Annotated in this window: 15 protein-coding genes and 1 riboswitch; of the genes, 7 read left to right on the top strand and 8 right to left on the bottom strand. The window is 71.3% G+C overall.

Annotation, left to right across the window (positions count from 1 at the left end; genetic code table 11):
- Positions 1-299: 299 nt before the first annotated feature.
- The 3 genes from J7I94_RS23295 to J7I94_RS23305 all read left to right on the top strand — a co-directional run bounded on the left by J7I94_RS23295 (position 300) and on the right by J7I94_RS23305 (position 3,054).
- On the top strand, positions 300-863 hold the full coding sequence (locus J7I94_RS23295) for an RNA 2'-phosphotransferase (RefSeq protein WP_215169618.1): 564 nt from the start codon (positions 300-302) through the stop codon (positions 861-863).
- Positions 864-923: 60 nt separating this feature from the next.
- On the top strand, positions 924-1,826 hold the full coding sequence (locus J7I94_RS23300) for an LLM class flavin-dependent oxidoreductase (RefSeq protein WP_215169619.1): 903 nt from the start codon (positions 924-926) through the stop codon (positions 1,824-1,826).
- Positions 1,827-2,184: 358 nt separating this feature from the next.
- Positions 2,185-3,054, top strand: a complete 870-nt coding sequence (locus J7I94_RS23305) for a Cof-type HAD-IIB family hydrolase (protein ID WP_215169621.1) — start codon at positions 2,185-2,187, stop codon at positions 3,052-3,054.
- A 36-nt stretch (positions 3,055-3,090) separates the two neighbouring features.
- Here the strand turns inward: J7I94_RS23305 and J7I94_RS23310 are convergent, their stop codons facing one another.
- The 5 genes from J7I94_RS23310 to hisC all read right to left on the bottom strand — a co-directional run bounded on the left by J7I94_RS23310 (position 3,091) and on the right by hisC (position 12,117).
- Complete coding sequence (locus J7I94_RS23310; RefSeq protein ID WP_215169623.1) at positions 3,091-4,134, bottom strand: M23 family metallopeptidase; 1,044 nt, start codon at positions 4,132-4,134, stop codon at positions 3,091-3,093.
- A gap of 218 nt (positions 4,135-4,352) precedes the next feature.
- Positions 4,353-8,132, bottom strand: a complete 3,780-nt coding sequence (gene cydD, locus J7I94_RS23315) for a thiol reductant ABC exporter subunit CydD (RefSeq protein WP_215169625.1) — start codon at positions 8,130-8,132, stop codon at positions 4,353-4,355.
- Between the two features lie 35 nt (positions 8,133-8,167).
- On the bottom strand, positions 8,168-9,172 hold the full coding sequence (cydB, locus tag J7I94_RS23320; protein ID WP_215169627.1) for a cytochrome d ubiquinol oxidase subunit II: 1,005 nt from the start codon (positions 9,170-9,172) through the stop codon (positions 8,168-8,170).
- A gap of 21 nt (positions 9,173-9,193) precedes the next feature.
- On the bottom strand, positions 9,194-10,699 hold the full coding sequence (locus J7I94_RS23325; protein WP_215169629.1) for a cytochrome ubiquinol oxidase subunit I: 1,506 nt from the start codon (positions 10,697-10,699) through the stop codon (positions 9,194-9,196).
- A gap of 338 nt (positions 10,700-11,037) precedes the next feature.
- Positions 11,038-12,117 carry a histidinol-phosphate transaminase gene (hisC, locus tag J7I94_RS23330; RefSeq protein WP_215169631.1) on the bottom strand — a complete coding sequence of 360 codons (1,080 nt, stop codon included), beginning with the start codon at positions 12,115-12,117 and terminating at the stop codon, positions 11,038-11,040.
- A gap of 400 nt (positions 12,118-12,517) precedes the next feature.
- Here hisC and J7I94_RS23335 point away from each other — a divergent pair, with 400 nt between their 5' ends.
- From J7I94_RS23335 to J7I94_RS23345, 3 genes are all read left to right on the top strand, one after another.
- Positions 12,518-13,630, top strand: a complete 1,113-nt coding sequence (locus tag J7I94_RS23335; RefSeq protein ID WP_215169632.1) for a LacI family DNA-binding transcriptional regulator — start codon at positions 12,518-12,520, stop codon at positions 13,628-13,630.
- Between the two features lie 249 nt (positions 13,631-13,879).
- Positions 13,880-14,971, top strand: coding sequence for a metallophosphoesterase (locus tag J7I94_RS23340; RefSeq protein ID WP_251075599.1), 1,092 nt, complete (start codon positions 13,880-13,882; stop codon positions 14,969-14,971).
- Positions 14,972-15,153: 182 nt separating this feature from the next.
- Complete coding sequence (locus tag J7I94_RS23345) at positions 15,154-16,032, top strand: hypothetical protein (RefSeq protein ID WP_215169636.1); 879 nt, start codon at positions 15,154-15,156, stop codon at positions 16,030-16,032.
- A gap of 175 nt (positions 16,033-16,207) precedes the next feature.
- Here the strand turns inward: J7I94_RS23345 and J7I94_RS23350 are convergent, their stop codons facing one another.
- Both J7I94_RS23350 and thiC read right to left on the bottom strand, forming a co-directional pair.
- Positions 16,208-17,047: a hypothetical protein gene (locus J7I94_RS23350; RefSeq protein WP_215169638.1), complete on the bottom strand. Its 840-nt coding sequence runs from the start codon at positions 17,045-17,047 to the stop codon at positions 16,208-16,210.
- A 115-nt stretch (positions 17,048-17,162) separates the two neighbouring features.
- Positions 17,163-18,974 (bottom strand): phosphomethylpyrimidine synthase ThiC, encoded by a 1,812-nt coding sequence (thiC, locus tag J7I94_RS23355; protein WP_251075600.1) that lies wholly within the window; start codon positions 18,972-18,974, stop codon positions 17,163-17,165.
- A riboswitch (TPP riboswitch) is annotated at positions 18,967-19,156 on the bottom strand. (Overlaps the previous gene by 8 nt.)
- Before the next feature lie 72 nt (positions 19,157-19,228).
- Between thiC and J7I94_RS23360 the strand changes: the two genes are divergently transcribed.
- Positions 19,229-20,974: a YibE/F family protein gene (locus J7I94_RS23360; protein ID WP_308114667.1), complete on the top strand. Its 1,746-nt coding sequence runs from the start codon at positions 19,229-19,231 to the stop codon at positions 20,972-20,974.
- A 245-nt stretch (positions 20,975-21,219) separates the two neighbouring features.
- On the opposite strand, the gene J7I94_RS23365 is transcribed toward J7I94_RS23360, so the two are convergent.
- On the bottom strand, positions 21,220-21,657 hold the full coding sequence (locus tag J7I94_RS23365; RefSeq protein WP_215169640.1) for an SsgA family sporulation/cell division regulator: 438 nt from the start codon (positions 21,655-21,657) through the stop codon (positions 21,220-21,222).
- Positions 21,658-21,734 lie beyond the last annotated feature (77 nt).

Genomic DNA, 21,734 nt, shown 5'->3' on the forward strand with positions numbered 1-21,734 from the left:
TCCATGACGGTAGTGACGCGCGCCTCACCGGTCGTCAGACCGAGGGGTCGTCTTGGCATCCGACTCCAGGCGTACGGGGCCTCAGGGGGAGCCCTGCCTGAGGGCTACGGCGAGCGGCGCCGGACTCGGGGTCGGGACGCCGGGGCTCTCGGCTGTGCTGCGGCCGGTTTCCCCTCGATGGGCACCGGTTCTCCACAGGCGGGCCCAATTCCCCTGTGGATAACACCACTTCGCTGTGGACCAAACCTGCGCGAGGAAATCATTCGCGTGATGCGCGTCTCTTTCGGCACTCTGAACACGTGAACGAAGACGACAAGAGGAGCACGGCCGACAGACGCACCGTGAAGGTGTCGAAGTATCTGTCCAAGCATCTGCGTCACCAGCCCGAACGCATCGGGCTCACCCTCGACGAGGGCGGCTGGACCGAGATCGACGCGCTCATCGCGGCGGCCGCCGCGCACGGCTTCCGCTTCTCCCGCGAGGAGCTGGACCACGTGGTCGCCACCAATGACAAGCGGCGCTTCGCGGTCGAGGGCACCCGCATCCGCGCCAGCCAGGGGCACAGCGTCGACGTGGACCTCGGCCTGCCCCCGGCGGTCCCGCCGCCGTACCTGTACCACGGCACGGTCGCCCGTCACCTGGACGCCATCCGGGCCGAGGGGCTTCGGCCGATGAACCGGCATGCCGTGCATCTCTTGCCCGACCGGGAGACCGCCACCCGGGTCGGCGCCCGCCGCGGCCGTCCGGTGGTACTACCGGTGGACGCCGCCGCGATGCACCGTGACGGCCACGTCTTCCAGGTCAGCGCCAACGGGGTGTGGCTGACGGAGGCCGTACCGCCGCGGTATCTGCGCTTCTCCTGACGTGGCCCTTTCCAGGCGGGGTTTCACGTGAAACAGGAGACGCCGCTTAGGCTCGGACGCATGACCCTGCGCCTGAGCACCGTGATCCTCCCCTACCGCCGCTGGCACGAGGGCGGCCGTTCGGCCTGGACACGGGCCGAGCAGCTCGGTTTCCACGCCGCGTACACCTACGACCACCTGTCCTGGCGCAGCTTCCGCGACGGTCCCTGGTTCGGTGCCGTACCGACGCTGACCGCCGCCGCGGCGGCCACCGAGCGGATGCGGCTGGGCACCCTGGTGACCTCGCCGAACTTCCGGCACCCGGTGACGCTCGCCAAGGAGCTGATCTCCCTCGACGACATCTCCGGCGGACGGATCACCCTGGGCATAGGAGCGGGCGGCACGGGCTTCGACGCCACCGCGCTCGGCCAGGAGCCCTGGACGCCGCGGGAGCGGGCCGACCGGTTCGCCGAATTCCTCCAGCTCCTCGACCGGCTGCTGACCGAGGACGCGGTCTCCTACGAGGGTGACTTCTACGCGGCGCACGAGGCGCGCAACATCCCGGGCTGTGTGCAGCGGCCCCGGCTGCCGTTCGCGGTGGCCGCGACCGGTCCGCGCGGACTGCGGCTCGCCGCCCGGTACGGACAGGCGTGGGTGACCACGGGCGACCCGAAGCTGTTCGAGAACGGCACGCCCGAGCAGTCGGTGCGGGCGCTGCGAGCGCAGGCGGAGCGGCTGGCGGACGCCTGTGCCGGTATCGGCCGCGACGTCGGCGAACTCGACAAGGTGCTGCTCACCGGCTTCACCCCGGACCGCGACGAGCCGCTCCGGTCCCTGGACGCCTTCGTGGACTTCGCCGGACGCCACCGCGAGCTGGGCTTCACCGAGATCGTCGTCCACTGGCCGATCCCGGACTCCGACTTCGCCACGGACGAGAAGGTCTTCGAACGGATCGCCATGGAGGCGCCGGCTCAGCTGGGCTGAGGCTCCGCCGCACGGGGCCGAGGTGCGAGGCTCCGCCGCACGCACGACGGGGGCCGAGGCGCGACACTCCGCCGTGCGCACGGGGGTCGATGCGCGACACTCCGCCGCGGTCACGGGCGGCCGGGTCTGAGCCTCGCCGCACGCACAGGCAGCCGGGTCTGAGCCTCGCCGCACGCACGGGCGGCCGGGTCTGAGCCTCGCCGCACGCACAGGCAGCCGGGTCTGAGCCTCGCCGCACGCACAGGCAGCCGGGTCTGAGCCTCGCCGCACGCACAGGCGGCCGGCACCGATGAGAGCCGTACCTCACAGATGGGCGGCTCCCGCACGCCCGTGCGGACCTTTACGTGACAATGGCCCGGTGACCTCAGCGACTCGACAGCCCCAGCCCCCGGCCGCCGCCGCTCGCCCCCGGCTCATCGCCACCGATCTCGACGGAACCCTGCTGCGCGACGACAAGTCGGTCTCGCCCCGTACGGTCGCCGCGCTGGCCGCCGCCGAGGAGGCCGGCATCGAGGTCTTCTTCGTCACCGGCCGCCCCGCGCGCTGGATGGACGTCGTCAGCGACCATGTGCACGGCCACGGCCTCGCCATCTGCGGCAACGGCGCCGCCGTGGTCGACCTGCACGGCGGCCCCGGCAGCCACCGGTTCGTGAAGGTGCGGGCACTGGCCCGGGAGAACGCCCTGGACACCGTACGGCTGCTGCGCGAGGCGGCCCCCGGCACGGTGTACGCGGTCGAGCAGACCTACGGCTTCAACCAGGAGCCGGAGTATCCGAAGATGCACCTGGAGGTCCCCGACGTCCTCCGGCCGGCCGAGGAGCTGCTGGGTCCGGACGGTCCGGCTCCGGACGAGCCGGTGCTCAAGATCCTCGCCTTCCACCCCACCATCGAGCCCGACGCCTTCCTCACCCTGGCCCGCCTCGCCGTGGGCGACCGCGCCAACGTCACCCGGTCCAGCCCCAGCGCCCTGCTGGAGATCAGCGGCCCGGACGTCTCCAAGGCCAGCACGCTCGCCCTGTGCTGCGCCGAGCGCGGCATCTCGCACGAAGAGGTCGTCGCCTTCGGGGACATGCCGAACGACGTGGAGATGCTGACCTGGGCGGGACAGTCGTACGCCATGGGCAACGCCCACCCGGACGCGGTCGCCGCCGCCTCGGGGCGGACGGTCGCCAACAACGACGACGGGGTCGCCCTCGTCATCGAACAGCTGCTCGCGCGGACCGCCTGACACGAGTCACGGTCATGATCGTGGTCGTGGTCGCGGTCAGATCGACACGCCCCGCTGGGCCAGCCAGGGCACCGGATTCAGCGCCGAGCCCATGTCCGGGGTGAGCCGTACCTCGAAGTGCAGGTGCGGTCCGGTGGAGTTGCCGGTGCTGCCCGACTGCCCGATCCACTGGCCGGCCTCGACGCGGTCGCCCTGGTCGACGGCGACGCCGGCCAGATGCGCGTACTGCGTGTAGTAGCCCCCGGCGTGCTGAAGCACGATCTGGACGCCGAAGGCACCGCCGCACGACACCTTCACCACCCGCCCGGCGCCGACCGCCCGCACCGGCGTGCCGACCGGCACGGCGAAGTCCTGCCCGGTGTGCCGGTTGGCCCACCGCGACCCTCCGCTGCCGAAGGACGCGGACAGCTGGTACGTCTCCACCGGCGCCACCCAGTCGCGGCCGGAACGGGCGTCCGGCTGGTCGAGACGGACGGCGCCGGGACAGGACCCCGCGGCGGCCGACGACTCGGACCGGCCCCGGAGTTTCGACCGGGCCGCCTCCAGCTTGCGTTCGATCTCCTTCTTGAGGATGGCGAGTTCGGCGTTCCGCCGGTCCAGCTCCCGCCAGGCATCCTCGGCCTTCGCCTCACTGGCGGCCAGCCGGGCCTCGGCCCGCCGGCTCTTGCCGAGGGCGTTGCTGACCGCGAGGTCGGCCCGCGACGCCGCACGCTGACCGCGCATCAGCTCCTCCGGGTCGTCCGCGAGCAGCATCCGCGCGGTGATCGGCAGCCCGCTCCCGCCGCGGTACTGGGCGCGGGCGAGCCGGCCCAGGTCCTCGTCCAGGGCGGCGATCTCCCGGCGCTCCCGGTCGAGCAGCTGCTCGTACCGCTCGGCCTCGGCCCGCCGGACCTCCGCCTCGCGCCGTCCCTCCTCGTACCGCCGGGTCGCCGTGGCGGCGTCCTGGTAGAGCCGGGCGACCTCCGTGCCGGCGTCGGCGCCGGGACCGGCGTCGCGGTCCGAGGCGGGGCGGGCCGCGAGGACGGCGAGCGCGCACAGCAGCGCCGGAACGAGCAGCGGGTGTCGGCGAGGTGAGCGCATGCCAGTGATCGTGGCCCCTGAGGCCTCGCCAGGTCATCTTCAACTCGTACGGCCGGGGGAGAGGTTGCTGCACACGGGGCATCGGCGGCGCTCCACCGGCCGTTCCGGCGCATCAGTACGGCGCTTCCGTACGACGGTCGTACCGGCACCGCCCGCCCCGACGACGCCCGGTCCCGTCCGACCGGACCCACCGGGTGCCCGGCATCCGGCGCCGCCACCTACCCCGCCGCCACCAGCAGGTCGGCGGCGGCCTCCCGTTCGGCCATCGACCGCAGCGGCCCCGGCGCGGCCGCCAGCTCCGCGAACGTGCCGCGCTGCACCACCCGTCCGGCGTCGAGCACGACGACCTCGTCGACGCTCTCCAGCCCGGCCAGCCGGTGCGTGATGAGCAGGGTCGTCCGTCCCTCGGTGGCGGCCAGGAGATCGGCGGTGAGCGCGTCCGCGGTCGGCAGGTCGAGGTGTTCGGCGGGCTCGTCGAGCACCAGCACGGGAAAGTCGGCGAGCAGCGCGCGGGCCAGCGCGAGGCGCTGCCGCTGGCCGCCGGAGAGCCGGGCCCCGTGTTCCCCGACCAGGGTGTCCAGACCGTCGGGCAGGCTGTCGGCCCACTCCAGCAGCCGGGCCCGGCCCAGCGCGTCACGCAGCTGGGCCTCGGTGGCGTCCTTCCTGGCCAGCAGCAGGTTCTCCCGCACCGAGCTGTCGAAGAGGTGCGCGTCCTGCGCGCACAGCCCGACGAGCCGGCGTACGTCGTCAGTGTCCAGGGCGCGGGCGTCGACCCCGGCCAGCGTGTACGACCCCGCGCTGGGGTCCAGGAACCTCAGCAGCACCTGCGCCAGCGTCGTCTTGCCCGACCCGGACGTCCCGACCACGGCGATCCGGCGGCCCTGGGCCAGCGTCAGGTCCAGGCCGGCCACGGCCTCCCGGTCCTGCCCGGGGTGGCGCGCGGCGAGGCCCTTGACGACGAGCGGGAACGGCGTGGCGGGGGCCTGCCGGGGCCGCTCCGGCTCCCGTACGGGCTCGGGGGCGTCGAGCACCTCGTACACGCGCTCGGCGCCGCGGCGTACCCGCTGCCGGTACTGCACGGCGAGCGGCAGCCCGAGGACGGCCTCGAAGGCGGCGAGCGGGGTGAGGGCGACGACGGCCATGGCGACGCCGCCGAGCCGTCCGTCGGCGACCGCCTGGACACCCACGAGGGCGGCCGTCACGACGGTCAGGCCGGAGATCAGCGCGGTGAGCCCGTCGCCGAGCGCGGTGGCGGTCGCCGCACGGGAGGCGATCCGGGTCAGCGCGGAGTCGGCCCGGCGGGCGTCGTCGGCGCGGGCGGGCAGGGCCCCGGCCACGGTCAGCTCGGCGGTGCCGGTGAGCAGGTCGGTCACCCGGGTGGCGAGCGCTCCCCGGGCGGGGGCCAGCCTGCGTTCGGCCCGGCGGGCCGTGGCACCGGTGACCAGCGGGACACCGACACCGGCGGCGAGCAGACCGGCGGCGAGCACGGCTCCGGCCTCGGGCAGCAGCCAGGCCATGAAGCCGACGGAGGCGGTCGAGACGACCACCGCGGAGCCGGCCGGCAGCAGCCAGCGCAGCCAGTAGTCCTGGAACGCGTCCACGTCGGTGACGAGCCGGGAGAGCAGGTCGCCGCATCGGCTGCGGCGCAGCCCGGCGGGCGCGATCCGCTCCAGCCGCCGGTAGACGGCGACCCGGGTGTCGGCCAGCATCCGCAGCACCGCGTCGTGCGACACCAGCCGCTCGGCGTAGCGGAAGACGGACCGCCCGATGCCGAAGGTCCGGGTCGCCGTGACGGCCACCATGAGATACAGCACCGGCGGCTGCTGCGAGGCCCGCGAGATGAGCCACCCGGAGGTGGCCATCAGGCCGACGGCGCTGCCGAGCGCGAGGCTGCCGAGCAGCAGGGCGAGCGCGAGGCGTCCGCGCCGGGCGGCGGACACCGCGCGCACCCGGGCGAGCACGCCACGGCGGGCACCGGCGGCGGCGTCCGGGACGCCCGGACCACCGGCCTCGGTCACCGAACCATCCGGCCTACCCGCCTCAGCCACCGCATCACCCGGACCACCCGCCGCGGCCACCGCATCACCCGGACCACCTGCCGCGACCACCGCATCACCCGGACCACCTGCCGCGACCACCGCGCCGACCGCAGTACCGAGCCGTTCCGAGCCCGACCGCTCCCCGAGCGGATCCGGCACAGAGCGTGTGAGAACGGCCCTCGCCGAGTCCGAAGCGTCTCGCCCGGAGACACCCACCCCCGCACCCGACGCGCCCCGCCCGGCAACATCCGACCCCGCACCCGGTACGTCCCGCCCGGAAACACCTACCACCGGACCCGGTACGTCCCGCCCCGAAGCGGCAGCACCCGGCTCCGCCAGCCGCACCACCCGGTCGGCCACCTCCAGCAGCGCCGGACGGTGCACGACCAGCAGCACCGTCCGCCCCGCCGCCAGCCGCCGTACCGCCGCCACGACCTCCGCCTCGGTCGCCCCGTCGAGCGCGGCCGTCGGCTCGTCCAGCAGCAGGACGGGCCGGTCGGCGAGGAACGCCCGGGCCAGCGCCAGCCGTTGCCGCTGCCCGGCGGAGAGTCCGGCCCCGTCCTCGCCCAGCACCGTCCGCGCCCCCTCGGGCAGCGCGTCCACGAACGCCAGCGCCCCGGCGTCCCGCAGCGCACCGCGCACGGCGGCGTCGTCCGCTCCGGGCCGGGCCAGCCGTACGTTCTCGGCGATCGTCGTGGCGTACAGGTGCGGACGCTGCGGCACCCAGGCGACCCGGGCGTGCCACTCGGCCGGGTCCAGCCCGGCGAGATCGGCACCGCCGACGCGTACCCGTCCCTCGGCGGGCCGCACGAAGCCCAGCAGTACGTCGAGGAGGGTGGACTTGCCCACCCCGCTCGGGCCGACGAGGGCGACCGTCTCGCCGGGCTCCACGGTGAAGCTCACGTCCGAGACCGCGTCCGCCGCGCGGCCGGGGTAGCGGACCGTCACGCCCTCGAAGGACAGCGCCCCGCTCGCGGGCACCGGCCCGGTACCCGGCGCCGGAGCCGGCGTCTCCAGAACCTCGAAGATCTCCTCGGCCGCCGCGAGCCCCTCGGCCGCCGCGTGGTACTGCGCCCCGACCTGCCGCAGCGGCAGATACGCCTCCGGTGCCAGCACCAGCACGACCAGACCGTCGTAGAGGTTCATGTCGCCGTGGACCAGGCGCATGCCGATCGTCACGGCGACCAGGGCGACCGAGAGCGTGGCGAGCAGTTCCAGGGCGAAGGAGGACAGGAAGGCGATCCGCAGCGTTCGCAGGGTCGCCTGCCGGTAGTCGTCGGTGATCTTCTTGATCGACTCGGCCTGTGCCTTGGCCCGGCCGAAGACCTTCAGCGTGGGCAGGCCCGCGACCACGTCCAGGAAGTGCCCGGACAGCCGGGACAGCAGCCGCCACTGCCGGTCCATCCGGGACTGGGTGACCCAGCCGATCAGCGCCATGAAGACCGGGATGAGCGGCAGGGTGACGACGATGATGGCCGCCGACACCCAGTCCTCGGTGACGATCCGGGCCAGCACCGCGACCGGGACGACCACCGCGAGCCCCAACTGCGGGAGGTAACGGGAGAAGTAGTCGTCCAGGGCGTCGACGCCCCGGGTGGCCAGGGTGACCAGCGAGCCGGTGCGCTGTCCGGTGAGCCAGCCGGGACCGAGGGAGGTCGCCCGCTCCAGCAGCCTCCCGCGCAGCTCGGACTTGACCGCCGCGCTCGCCCGGTGCGCGGCCAGTTCGGTGAGCCACCCCACCAGGCCCCGGCCCCCGGCGACGGCCACCAACAGCAGCAGGGGAGTGCGCAGTTCGCCGGCCGCCAGCCCCTTCTGGAAGGCGCCCACCACGATCTCGGCGACGAGCATCGCCTGGGCGATGACCAGCCCCGCGCCGACGGCGCCCAGGGCGACGACGGCGATCAGGAAGAGCCGGGTGGTGCGGGCGTACCGCAGCAGACGTGGATCGATCGGTTTCACGTGAAACACTCCCCGGCCGGGCTCGATGCCCGGACTCAGTGCGCGGCTTCGGCGAGGTGCTGGGTACCGATGCGCTTACGGAAGACCCAGTACGTCCATCCCTGGTAGAGCAGGACGACGGGCGTGCCGATCGCCGCCAGCCAGGTCATGATCTTCAGGGTGTACGGGCTGGACGAGGCGTTGGTGACGGTGAGGCTCCAGTCCGCGTTCAGCGTGGACGGCATGACGTTCGGGAACAGCGTCAGGAACAGCATGGCCACGGCGGCCACGATGGTGACGCCGGAGAAGGTGAACGACCATCCCTCGCGCCCGGCCTGGTTGGCCACGAGCGCGGCGACCAGCGCGGCGACGGCCACCACCAGCGCGACCAGGCTCGCGCCGTCACCGCTGTCCACCTGGGTCCACAGCAGGAAGACCAGGGCAAACACGGCCGTGACCAGGCCGACCCGCAGCGCGAGCTTCCGTGCCCGCTCCCGGATCTCGCCGACCGTCTTGAGCGCCGTGAACACCGTTCCGTGGAAGGTGAACAGGGTCAGCGTCACCAGGCCGCCGAGCAGGGCGTAGGGGTTGAGCAGGTCCCCGAGGGTGCCGACGTACTCCAGGTCCCGGTCGATCTTCACGCCGCCGACGATGTTGCCGAAGGCCACGCCCCACAGGAACGCGGGGATCAGCGAGGTCCAGAAGATCGCGTGCTCCCAGTTGCGCTGCCAGCGCTCCTCGGGCCGCTTCACCCGGTACTCGAAGGCCACGCCCCGGATGATCAGGCACAGGAGGATGACCAGCAGGGGCAGGTAGAAGCCGGAGAACAGGGTGGCGTACCACTCGGGGAAGGCGGCGAAGGTGGCGCCGCCGGCCGTGAGCAGCCAGACCTCGTTGCCGTCCCAGACCGGGCCGATCGTGTTGATCAGCACCCGCTTCTCGGGCCGGTCACGGGCCAGCAGCTTGGTCAGGACGCCGACCCCGAAGTCGAAGCCCTCCAGGAAGAAGTAGCCGGTCCAGAGGAAGGCGATCAGGACGAACCAGACGTCGTGCAGTTCCATGACTGTGCAGCTCCCTTACGCCTAGTACGAGAAGGCCATCGGCTTGTCGGCGTCACGGGCCTCGCCGCCGATCTTCGTGGGCGGGTTGAGGTCCGCCTCGGTGAGTTCGGGCGGGCCGGCCTTGACGTACTTCGCCATCAGCCTGACCTCGATGACGGCCAGGACGGCGTAGAGCAGGGTGAAGGCGGTCATCGAGATGACGACCTCGGTCGTCGAGACGCCGGGGGAGACCGCGTCGCGGGTCTGGAAGAGGCCGTAGACGACCCAGGGCTGACGGCCCATCTCGGTGAAGATCCAGCCCCAGGAGTTGGCGATCAGCGGGAAGCCCATCGTCCACAGGGACAGCAGCCAGTACAGGCGGGTGAGGCGGTTGCCGAGCGGCTTCCTCAGCAGGACCAGGTGCGGCACCTCGTCGTCACCGGTCCGCCAGGCGGCGGGCAGCAGGAACTTCTTCCGCGTCAGCCACAGCCCGGCCAGGCCGAGCGTGAAGGACGCCATCCCGAAGCCGATCATCCAGCGGAAGCCCCAGTAGGCGACGGGGACGATGGGCTTGTAGTCGCCGGGACCGAACTTCTCCTGCTCTGCCTTGTTGGTGTCGTTGATGCCGGGCACGTACGAGTCGAAGTCGCTGTGGGCGAGGAAGGACAGCAGGCCCGGGATCTCCAGGGCGACCTTGTTGTGGCCCTCGTCGACGTCCCCGTAGGCGAAGACGGAGAAGGGCGCCGGTTCCTCGCCGTCCCACAGCGCCTCGGCCGCGGCCATCTTCATCGGCTGCTGCTCGTACATGACCTTGCCGAGGGTGTCGCCGCTGATCGCGGTGAGCAGGCCGCCGACGGCGAGGGTGACCAGGCCGAGGCGGAGCGAGGTCCGCATCACCGGGATGTGCTTCTTGCGCCGCAGGTGGAAGGCGGCGATGCCGACCATGAAGGCGCCGCCGGTCAGGAAGGCCGCGGAGAAGCTGTGGAAGACCTGGTTGAGCGCGGTGTTCTGGGTGAGGACCTGCCAGAAGTCGGTCAGCTCCGCCCGGCCCTTCTCCTCGTTGATCCGGTACCCGACGGGGTGCTGCATCCAGGAGTTGGCCGCGAGGATGAAGTACGCCGACAGCAGCGTGCCGATCGAGACCATCCAGATGCAGGCCAGGTGGATCTTCTTGGGCAGCTTGTCCCAGCCGAAGATCCACAGGCCGATGAAGGTCGACTCGAAGAAGAAGGCGATCAGCGCCTCGAAGGCCAGCGGGGCGCCGAAGATGTCCCCGACGAAGCGGGAGTAGTCGGACCAGTTCATGCCGAACTGGAACTCCTGGACGATGCCCGTGACCACGCCCATCGCGATGTTGATCAGGAAGAGCTTGCCCCAGAACTTGGTCGCCTGGAGGTACTTCTCCTTGCCGGTGCGCACCCAGGCGGTCTCCAGACCGGCCGTGAGGGCGGCCAGGGAGATGGTCAGGGGTACGAACAGGAAGTGGTAGACGGTCGTGATGCCGAACTGCCAGCGCGCCAGGGTCTCCGGCGCCAGGGCCAAGTCCACGTCGTCACTCTCCTCACATCGCCGTGGTCAGCGGCAGATTGTGCGTGTACGACACACCCATATCGGGAGCGATCCGACACGCTTGTGAACGCGTTCACATTCACAAGCAATTATGACCTACAGCTTTTCAACGCCGGAAGGGGGGTCCCCTGTGACGTCAACCCCTCGGGCGGGCCTTTCTGGAGGCCGTTGAGCGCCGTACCTGGCACGGAAGGCCCGTTTCACGTGAAACGGCCGCGAACAGGGCACGAAAAGGCGCCCCGCAGAGTGACCAACACCACTCCACGAGGCGCCTCGGCCTCCTGAACCGCCGCCTGACCCGCCTCCTGAACCGCGCCCTACAGCCCCTTGCGGAACCCCTCAGCCACCTTCAGGAAGATGTCGTTCGCCTCGCTCTCCCCCACCGTCACCCGCACCCCGTCACCCGGGAACGGCCGGACCACCACGCCGGCCCGCTCACACGCCTCGGCAAAGGCGACCGTGCGCTCCCCCAGCCGCAGCCACACGAAGTTGGCCTGCGTCTCCGGCACCGTCCAGCCCTGGGCCCGCAGGCCGTCGACCACGCGCGTGCGCTCGCACACCAGCGAGCCGACCCGGCCCAGCAGCTCGTCCTCGGCCCGCAGCGAGGCGATCGCCGCCTCCTGCGCGATCTGGCTCACGCCGAACGGCACCGCCGTCTTGCGCAGCGCCGCCGCCACCGGCTCATGCGCCACGGCGAACCCGACCCGCAGCCCGGCCAGCCCGTACGCCTTGGAGAACGTCCGCAACACGCAGACGTTGGGCCGCTCCCGGTAGAGCTCGATGCCGTCCGGCACCCGGGGGTCGCGGATGAACTCGCGGTACGCCTCGTCCAGCACCACCAGCACATCGCCGGGCACCCGGTCCAGGAACCGCTCCAGCTCCTCGCGCCCCACCACCGTGCCGGTCGGGTTGTTGGGGTTGCAGACGAAGATCAGCCGGGTCCGGTCGGTGACCGCGTCGGCCATGGCGTCCAGGTCGTGCACGTCACCGTCGGTCAGCGGCACCTGGACCGCCGTCGCACCGCTGATCCGCGTGATGATCGGGTACGCCTCGAAGGACCGCCAGGCGTAGATCACCTCGTCACCGGGGCCCGCCGTCGCCTGGAGCAGCTGCTGGGCGACACCCACCGAACCGGTGCCGGTGGCCAGGTGGGAGGCCGGGACACCGAACCGCTCGGACAACTCGGCCATCAACCCCGTACAGGCCATGTCCGGGTAGCGGTTGAAGGAACCGGCCGCCGCGAGGACGGTCTCCATCACGCCCGGCAGCGGCGGATACGGGTTCTCGTTGGAGGACAGCTTGTAGGCCGCCGGCCCGTCGGCCGCCGCGGGCTTGCCCGGCTTGTAGGTGGGGATCTCCTCCAGCTCGGCGCGCAGCTTGGGGCTCGTCTCGCTCACCGCAGTCCTCCTCGTGACCACCACCGGCTTCGAATACTTCTCACCTTATGAGGATTGGGCTCCGGTGCGTACAGGCGAGGACGAGCCACCCCGCCCCACCGACATCAGGGGCATCAGCACCCGAAGGCGTACGTTCCACAGGGGCGCCCCTACATATATCTATGCGCCGGTGGCTCGCGCCGTGGCGCGCGTCCCCCGTAGTGGTGAGTTGAGACCTCTTCGCAACATCGCACTCTTGGCAGGCCCACGTGCACCGACACACTACGTCCGTGGGTAGCGAGACGTAACTGGCTTACTTTCCAAGGCAGTTGATCCACCTCAGCCATGCAGAAACGTGCCTGTCAACGCGTGCATATGCGTCCGCCCTACCCCACTCCATGAGCCCTACTATCGGCTCGCCATGACAGCAGCAGGGAAGCACCAGGTGAGCCGCGCGGAAACCTCACGTCGAGGCAGTCGGCCGGGCCGGGCGGGCATCAGAGACGTCGCCGCCGCCGCCGGAGTCTCCATCACGACCGTCTCCGATGCCCTCAACGGCAAGGGCAGGCTCCCGGACGCCACCCGCCGCCATGTCCGCGAGGTCGCCGACCGGCTGGGCTACCGGCCGTCGGCCGCCGCACGGACACTGCGCACCGGCAAGTCGGGACTCATCGGCCTGACGGTGACGACGTACGGGAATGAACCTTTCACCTTCACGGAGTTCGCGTACTTCGCCGAGATGGCGCGGGCCGCCACGTCGGCCGCGCTGGCCCGCGGCTACGCGCTGGTCATCCTCCCCGCGACCTCCCGCCACGACGTGTGGTCCAACGTCGCCCTGGACGGCACGGTCGTCATCGACCCCTCCGACCAGGACCCGGTCGTCAGCGAACTGGTCCGCCAGGGACTGCCGGTCGTCTCCGACGGCCGCCCGGCCGGGACGCTCCCGGTCACGGCCTGGGTGGACAACGACCACGAGGCGGCCGTCCTCGGCATCCTCGACCACCTCGCCGACGCCGGCGCCCGCCGCATCGGCCTGCTCACCGGCACCACCACCGACACCTACACCCACCTGTCGACCACCGCGTACCTGCGCTGGTGCGAGCGCGTCGGCCAGGACCCGGTCTACGAGGCCTACCCGGCGCACGACCCGTGCGCGGGCGCCGTCGCCGCCGACCGGCTGCTCGCCCGCCCGGACCGGCCCGACGCCGTCTACGGCCTCTTCGACCCCAACGGCACCGACCTGCTCGCCGCGGCCCGCCGCTACGGGCTGCGCGTCCCCGACGACCTGCTGCTGGTCTGCTGCAGCGAGTCCACCGTGTACGCCAACACCGAGCCGCCCATCACCACGCTGTCGCTCAAGCCGCGCCGGATCGGCACGGCCGTGGTGCAGCTGCTGATCGACGCCATCGAGAGCGTCGAGGCCAACCAACCGGTCGAGCAGGTGATACCGACCGAGCTGATCGTGCGGACTTCCTCACAGCGCCGGCCGCCCCGCACGACCGTCAGCCCGCCGCGCTCGCCCGAGGGTCAGTAGGAACCGCGGGAGCGCTCCCTCTTCGGGGGTCGGGGATCGGCGGGGAAGACGGGGCAAGAGGTGACCGTGAGGTGACTGAGGGGCAGGAGAAGAGCGGGCCAATCGGGGCGAAAGCCGCGTCACGACGGGGACCTGTTCCGATTCACCACCCCTGGGTCATCACACAGCGCGATCCGCATTCCTATGATGGGCCCACGACACCGCGGGCCGCTGCGACCAGGCAGTCCGAAGCGGTGCAGATGCGGCGCGATGGTGGAGGGGTCGATGACTCAGGGGGCCGGTCAGGGACCCGAGGTGGAGCGGACGGCGACGTTGCGCGACTTCCGAGTACCCGCGTACGTCCACGAGACCGGTCCGTACGGCCAGGGCGCGCACCCCGGCGACACCGTCCCGGCGCCCGAGACGGCCGTGCCGGACGGGTACACCCCCACCGAGCGCGACCTGCCCGTCATCGACCGGCAGGACACGGTCCCGGTGGCCGTCGAGCCCGTACCGGCCCCGGCGGCGCCGCCCGCCCCGGGCCCCGGGCCGCTGTACGTCGTGGGTGACGTGCACGGTTATCTCGACGAGCTGGTGGCCGCGCTCCAGGAGCAGCACCTGATCGACGCCGAGGGCCAGTGGTGCGCGGGCACCGCCCGCCTGTGGTTCCTCGGTGACTTCACCGACCGCGGCCCGGACGGCATCGGCGTCATCGACCTGGTGATGCGGCTGTCCGCCGAGGCCGCCGCGGCCGGCGGTTACTGCAAGGCGCTGATGGGCAATCACGAGCTGCTGCTGCTCGGGGCCAAGCGGTTCGGGGACACGCCCGTCAACTCGGGCGCGGGCACCGCCACCTTCCAGGCGGCCTGGCTGCTGAACGGCGGCCAGAAGACCGACATGGACCGCCTCCAGGACCACCATCTGCAGTGGATGGCCCGGCTCGACGCCGTGGAGGAGGTCGACGGCCATCTCCTCGTCCACTCCGACACCACCGCCTACCTCGACTACGGCGGTTCCATCGAAGAGGTCAACGACACCATCCACGACACGCTCACGCGCAACGACGCGGACGAGGTGTGGGACCTGTTCCGCAAGTTCACCAAGCGCTTCTCCTTCCGCGACGAGGGCGGCGCCGACGCCGTGCGCTCACTGCTGGACACCTACGGCGGCGCCCGCATCGTGCACGGGCACAGCCCCATCCCGTATCTCCTCGGCGAGGTCGGGTCCGAGGACGGCGAGGACGACTCCGGTCCGACGGTCGAAGGACCGCATGTCTACGCCGACGGACTCGCCATCGCGATGGACGGCGGCGTGACCATGGCCGGAAAACTGCTGGTCCAGCAACTGCCGATGCCCGACTGAGCGTCCCCGGGACGGCCCGGTCCCCGGCGGCGGACATGCGGGCCGGCACCCAATTTCTGGAAACCCCCTGTCACCGCGCGGCGTCACCGCTCTACCATCGGCTTATCCGTAGCAGGCTCCCCTCCGTTTCTGCCCGACGGCTCGTTGGCATGCGAGCCCCAAGCCCTACGGAGCATCGGGGGATGCACATGAACAGCGTTCCGCAGCACCTGTTGAACGAGGACCGCCAAGAATACGAGCGGGTTCTCAACGAGGCGCTGCGCTCCGCACCACACCGCCCGGAACTGGCCGCTGTGGGACAGCGGCTCAGCTCGGATCAACTGCGCACCATGGCGCTCAGCGCCACCGCCCTGATCACCGCGGCGGCGGCGACCGAGTACCAGCACTATGTGAAGGTCCGCGAGGAACTGCGTCACCCGGCGCCGTCCGCCTCGCCGTCGTCCGCCCGCGAACCGGGTCCCGCCGAGTCCGGTACGCACTCGATGGGCCTCGCCGCCACCATGGGCGAGGTCGTCGAGAGCGCCGGCGCGGGCGCGGGCGCCGTCATCACGGTCCTGGCTCCCGTCCTGACCGGCACCGCGGCCGCGATCTTCCTGCTCGTCGGGTACGTCCTGAAGGTGATCGCGCCGGAGCAGGCGTTCGCCCGGACCATGCTCACCGCCGGCTGGGTGTTCGGTGCCCTGACGGCGATCACCATCCTCGTGGCCGCCGTCGGCCTGCTGACCACCGCGCTGCGCAACCGCCCCTCGGCCGAGGCCGCGGCGTACGGCGAACGCGACGGGGAGGTGAGGCGGGCCAGGGAAGCCTGGCGTGCGGCCCTGCTGGAGCAGGGCATCGTGCCGTTCCTGCGGGACGCCCTGGCCGATCCGGCCGCGGCGCCGGCAGCGGCGACCGGCGGTACGGGGCCGTCCGCACCGTCCAGCCGTATTCCGCAACTCGGCTACGGACGCCCCGGCTTCAGCAGCCCCGACGAGGGCTCGGGCGCCGGTTCGCGCCCGAGTTACTCGAGCCCGGACTACTCCAGCCCGGACTTCGGCGGACCGGAACACCGGCCCGAGTGACCACCAGTGTGCGCTCCCCGGCGGGCAGGTCCCGCCCTGGGGGAGCGCACACCGGTCGCGCACCGGATGCCTCCCTGGTGGCACATCGGACGGCTCCCCGGTGGCGCACCGGATGCCTCCTTGGGGGCGCACCGGGTGGCCGTCTCCTCCTGTTACCTGTGGACGCCGACCCATGTCACCGGGCCGGCCGGACGGCACGGCTCAGCCTGGGTTGTGAGCGCAAGGCCGCCAGCCTGCGATGATCATCGGGACCGGACAGGCTCTCGCCCACGGCCAACAGCGACAGGAGCTGCACGGGACGCCCGGCCGACGCCGCCGCCTCCAGCTTGTGATGGCCGTCGAGCAGGAAATGCGTCAGCCCCCAGTGCTCGTACTCGTCGGTCGAGTGGAGACTCACCGCGGGCCGGCACAGATCCAGCGTCGACACCGCGACCGCCGTCGGCACGGTTCCGCCCCGCATCCGCTCGGCGTACTCCGCCACCCGTTCCCGGTCGTTCCACAGCGGAGGCACCATGGGTACGACGAACTCGTAGAGGTGCGCGGTGTCGTCCACCACTGTCTCGAACGTGCGGTAGTACGGCGTGCGCGGGTGCTCCGGGAGGCCCCAGAACTGGTCGGGTCCCCACGTGGCCACCTGCTCGGTGCTGAAGTAGTCGCCCTCCTGCCCCGGAGTGACCAACCGCGGCTCGACACGGAGCAGCAAGGGAAGGTAGTCGCCTTCCGGGAGCAGGGAGCCGAACGCACCCAGGATGCCGTCGTCCAGGTCGGAGACCCGGCCGGCGAGGAGTTCCCGCATGCCCTCCGACGACAGCGTCTGGTCGGCTCCCTCCAGCCGCTGGAACAGGAACTGGCACGTCCCGCACCACATGGAGAGCTCGAACGCGGGCTTCCCGTCGAGCACCAGCAGCCTGCGCCGCGGCGCCGTCCCCGGGCCGTGGGGTTCCGTCTCGAACCTCAGTCTCGCCTCGGGTCCGGGACTTCCGAGCCGGCGCGGCTCGCCGGCGACCATGCTCATCACCCGCACGACCGTACGAGGACCCACCGCCACGCACCAAGCCGGTTCCCGGAACCAGCCCTTACGGGCGAGGGCTGGGTGGCGCCGCTCAGCGTCGGAGCCACCCAGTCGCCTCTCAGTCCGCGATGGGCAGGTAGACCCTGTTGCCCGCCTGCGCGAACTCCTTGGACTTCTGGAGCATCCCCTCCGCGACCTCCTCGGGAGACGCCCCCTCGGCCGCCGCGCCGCCGAACCGCTCGGTGATGCTGTGGCTGATCTTCATCGAGCAGAACTTCGGCCCGCACATCGAACAGAAATGGGCCGTCTTCGCGGGCTCCGCCGGCAGCGTCTCGTCATGGAACTCCCGTGCCGTGTCCGGGTCGAGGGCGAGGTTGAACTGGTCCTCCCACCGGAACTCGAACCGGGCGTCGGACAGCGCGTCGTCCCATTCCTGCGCGCCCGGGTGCCCCTTGGCGAGGTCGGCGGCATGCGCGGCGATCTTGTAGGTGATGACACCGGTCTTGACGTCGTCGCGGTTGGGCAGGCCCAAGTGCTCCTTGGGCGTGACGTAGCAGAGCATGGCCGTGCCCCACCAGGCGATCATCGCGGCGCCGATGCCGGAGGTGATGTGGTCGTAGGCCGGAGCGACGTCGGTGGTCAGCGGGCCGAGCGTATAGAACGGAGCTTCATCGCAGATCTCCTGCTGAAGGTCGATGTTCTCCTTGATCTTGTGCATCGGGACATGGCCCGGGCCCTCGATCATGGTCTGTACGTCGAAACGCTTCGCGATCCGGTTGAGTTCCCCGAGCGTGCGCAACTCCGCGAACTGCGCCTCGTCGTTGGCGTCCGCGATCGACCCCGGCCGGAGGCCGTCGCCGAGCGAGTACGTCACGTCGTAGGCGGCGAGGATCTCGCACAGCTCCTCGAAGTGCTCGTACAGGAACGACTCCTTGTGGTGCGCCAGGCACCACGCCGCCATGATCGATCCGCCGCGCGAGACGATGCCGGTCTTCCGGTTGGCGGTCAGCGGTACGTACGGCAGGCGTACGCCCGCGTGGACCGTCATGTAGTCCACGCCCTGCTCGGCCTGTTCGATGACCGTGTCCTTGTAGACCTCCCAGGTCAGCTCCTCCGCCCGGCCGTCGACCTTTTCGAGGGCCTGGTAGAGGGGGACCGTGCCGATGGGCACGGGGGAGTTGCGCAGCACCCACTCGCGGGTGGTGTGGATGTTGCGGCCGGTGGAGAGGTCCATGACCGTGTCGGCGCCCCAGCGGGTCGCCCAGGTCATCTTCTCGACCTCCTCCTCGATGGAGGACGTCACCGCGGAGTTGCCGATGTTGGCGTTGACCTTCACCAGGAACCGCTTGCCGATGATCATCGGCTCGATCTCCGGGTGGTTGACGTTGGCCGGCAGCACCGCCCGGCCCGCCGCGATCTCCTCGCGTACGACCTCCGGCGAGACGTTCTCCCGGACGGCCACGTACTCCATCTCTGGAGTGATCTCCCCCCGGCGCGCGTACGCGAGCTGTGTCACCGCCTGCCCGCCGCGAGCGCGCCGGGGCTGGCGCGGGCGTCCGGGGAAGACCGCGTCCAGGTTGCGCAGTCCGCCGCGCGGAGAGGTGTGCTTGATGCCGTCGTCCTCGGGGCGGACGGGGCGGCCCGTGTACTCCTCGGTGTCGCCGCGGGCGATGATCCAGTTCTCGCGCAGCGGGGGCAGCCCCCTGCGCACGTCGGTGTCGACGAGCGGATCGGTGTACGGACCCGAGGTGTCGTACAGGGTGACCGACTGGCCGTTGGTGAGGTGCACCTGACGGACCGGCACGCGCAGGTCGGGGCGTGAACCCTCGACATACGCCTTGTGCCAGCCGATGGACTTCCCGGTCTCCACGGGTTCCTCCTGGGCGGAGTTCTGCGCGGAGGCAGGCGTGCGTGCGTCCTTGTTGGTCATGAGACCTACTCCCTACGCCGGCATTACCCGGTAACAGGTTCGGCGGTCGACGCAGCGGTATCCGTCCTCCGACGTCTCGTGGGGAACATCACTCGATTTCGGTGATGTTTCCCGTGAAACATCGCTGGGACGGAGGTCAGCGCCCTCTCAGCCCGGTGCTCCGAGCTCCCGCGTGTACAAAAGGTGCCTCCACGCTAGCGTCAATTCGGGCGCGGTGAACAGATGGCCCCCTTCGTTCTTGCGATGATCGGGCCGTGACCACGACGCAGCATCCCCCCTTCCCCCCGCCCGAACCACGCCGCGGACCGGGCATCGGAGGCGGTGACGGCAGCCGTTCCCTGGGCGGTGACGGCTCCCCCTCCAGGGACCACGGAAAGGGCCAGGACTCCGTGCGGGGGCAGGGACAGGGCTCCGTCCGGGGGCAGGGACAGGAACACGGCCGCGGGCACGTTCAGGGGCACGGGCACGGGCACGGGCAGGAGTATGGGCAGGGGCAGGAGTACGGGCAGCGGGGTGCGAACGCGGGGCCGGGCGGCGGACACGGTCCCGGGCCCAGCGGGGGCGGACACGGTCCCCGGGACGGCGGTCATGGTCCCGGTGGCGGTCATGGTCCCGGTGGCGGACACGGCTCCGGTGGCGGACACGGTCCTGGTGACGGCGGGTACGGTCCGGGGAACGGTGGGCACGGCCCCCTCGGCGGCGGGCACGGGCACTCGCACAGTCATGGTCCGGCGGCTCCCGTCTCCCTGCACCTGCGCAAGGTCATCGCGGCGGTCCTGGTCCCCTTCGCCGCGGCCGTCGTCGTAGGGCTCGCCCTGCTGTGGCCGGGCGGGGCTCCGGCGCACGAACGCACCGGGGTGGGGTTCGACCGGCAGACGCAGCAGGCCACGGTCACCAAGGTGCAGGCGATGAGCTGCCAGGAGGTGAACGGCTCCACCATCCCCTCGACCGGCGACACCTCCACCGCGGAGGGCTCCGAGGCGCAGCAGCAGGAGAACGGCACCTGCAAGAAGGCGACGATCCGGGTCGACACCGGCAAGGACAAGGGCCGTACGTTCACCGAGGTCGTGCAGCCCGACCAGTCCCGGCAGCTGAGCCAGGGCCAGGAGGTCGTGGTCTCCTACGAGCCCTCCGCGCCGAAGGACCTGCAGTACTCGGTCTCCGACATCGACCGCGGGTTCCCGATGGCACTGCTCGCCGGGATCTTCGCACTCGCCGTCGTGGTCGTGGGGCGGCTGCGGGGCGTGATGGCGCTGGTCGCGCTGGCCATCAGCTTCCTGGTGCTCAACTTCTTCATCCTGCCCGCGATCCTGCAGGGCTCGAACCCGCTGCTCGTGGCCGTGATCGGGTCGAGCGCCATCATGCTGATCGCCCTGTACCTGTGCCACGGGCTGTCGGCCCGTACGTCCGTGGCGGTGCTCGGCACCCTGGTCTCGCTGGTGCTGATCGGCGTCCTCGGTTCGCTCTTCATCGGCTGGGCCGCGCTGACCGGGGACACGGACGACAACACCGGCCTGATCCACGGCCTGTACCCGTCGATCGACATGAGCGGTCTGCTGCTGGCGGGGGTCATCATCGGTTCGCTCGGTGTGCTGGACGACGTGACGGTGACGCAGACGTCGGCGGTCTGGGAGCTGCACGAGGCCAATCCGACAATGGGCCGGCGGGGTCTGTACCGCGCGGGCATCCGCATCGGCCGGGACCACATCGCCTCCGTCGTCAACACGCTCGTCCTCGCCTACGCGGGTGCCGCCCTGCCGTTGCTGCTGTTGTTCTCCATCGCGCAGAGCAGCGTCGGCTCGGTCGCCAACAGCGAGCTGGTCGCGGAGGAGATCGTGCGCACGCTGGTCGGGTCGATCGGCCTGGTGGCGTCGGTACCGGTGACGACGGCTCTCGCGGCGCTGGTCGTCTCGGCCGACCGCCCGGGCGCCGGCGAGGCTCCTGCGGGGGCCGCTCCGGTTGCGGTTCGCGGGGGGCGGGGCCGCCGCCGTAAGCGCTGAGGTCGCCGACCGCCGTATGCGGGTGAGGCTGCTGCGGCCGTGTGCGGTGGCGCTGCCGCAGGGCCGGTGCGCGCTGGACGCACCGGTGGCCTCGACTGCGACGGCGCACCCGTAAGGCTCCGGCCTGCTCCGAACCGCTCCGGACCGCTCCGGACCGCTCCGGCAAAGGCTCCGCAGGATCGTTCCGGCACAGTGGCCACCGTCCGGCGAAGCGTTACGCCACCTCCACGAGGCCGCCGGAACGCTCAGCCCGCGCTCTGCTCCTCGGCCAGGATGCGGTCCAGCGCCTCGTCGAGGTGAGCGTCGAAGTCGGCGAGCATCCCCTCCTGGCCCAGTGGCACCAGCTTGTCGGTGCGGTCGAGGAAGGCCACGAGCGGTGCCGCCGAGGAGCGGAACAGGGCCTGGTCGGCACCGACCTGAAGGCGGATCAGCACCTCGGTCAGCGGCTCGGGGTCGACGGGCGAGATGCGCACGTCACCGTCACCACAGGGCCGGCCCACCCCGTCGATCAGCAGCTCACGCCCGAAGGCCCAGGTCACCGGGGCGTCACCGGGCAGATGGAAGGTCAGTCGCACGGCGTAGGGATCACTGGTCTCGTAGCGCAGCTCCACCGGGATACGGAAAGAGAGCTCCTCGGAGACGAGAAAGCTCATCATGACCTCTGCCTGTACGGACTCACGCATCGCATACCCCGTCATTCGCCGTCGACTGGCCGGGAATCAACCTCTAACACTGGTGGCATCTTGCTGAACGTACACAC

The organism is Streptomyces sp. ISL-12, assembly GCF_018614415.1.
Taxonomy (GTDB): Bacteria; Actinomycetota; Actinomycetes; order Streptomycetales; family Streptomycetaceae; genus Streptomyces.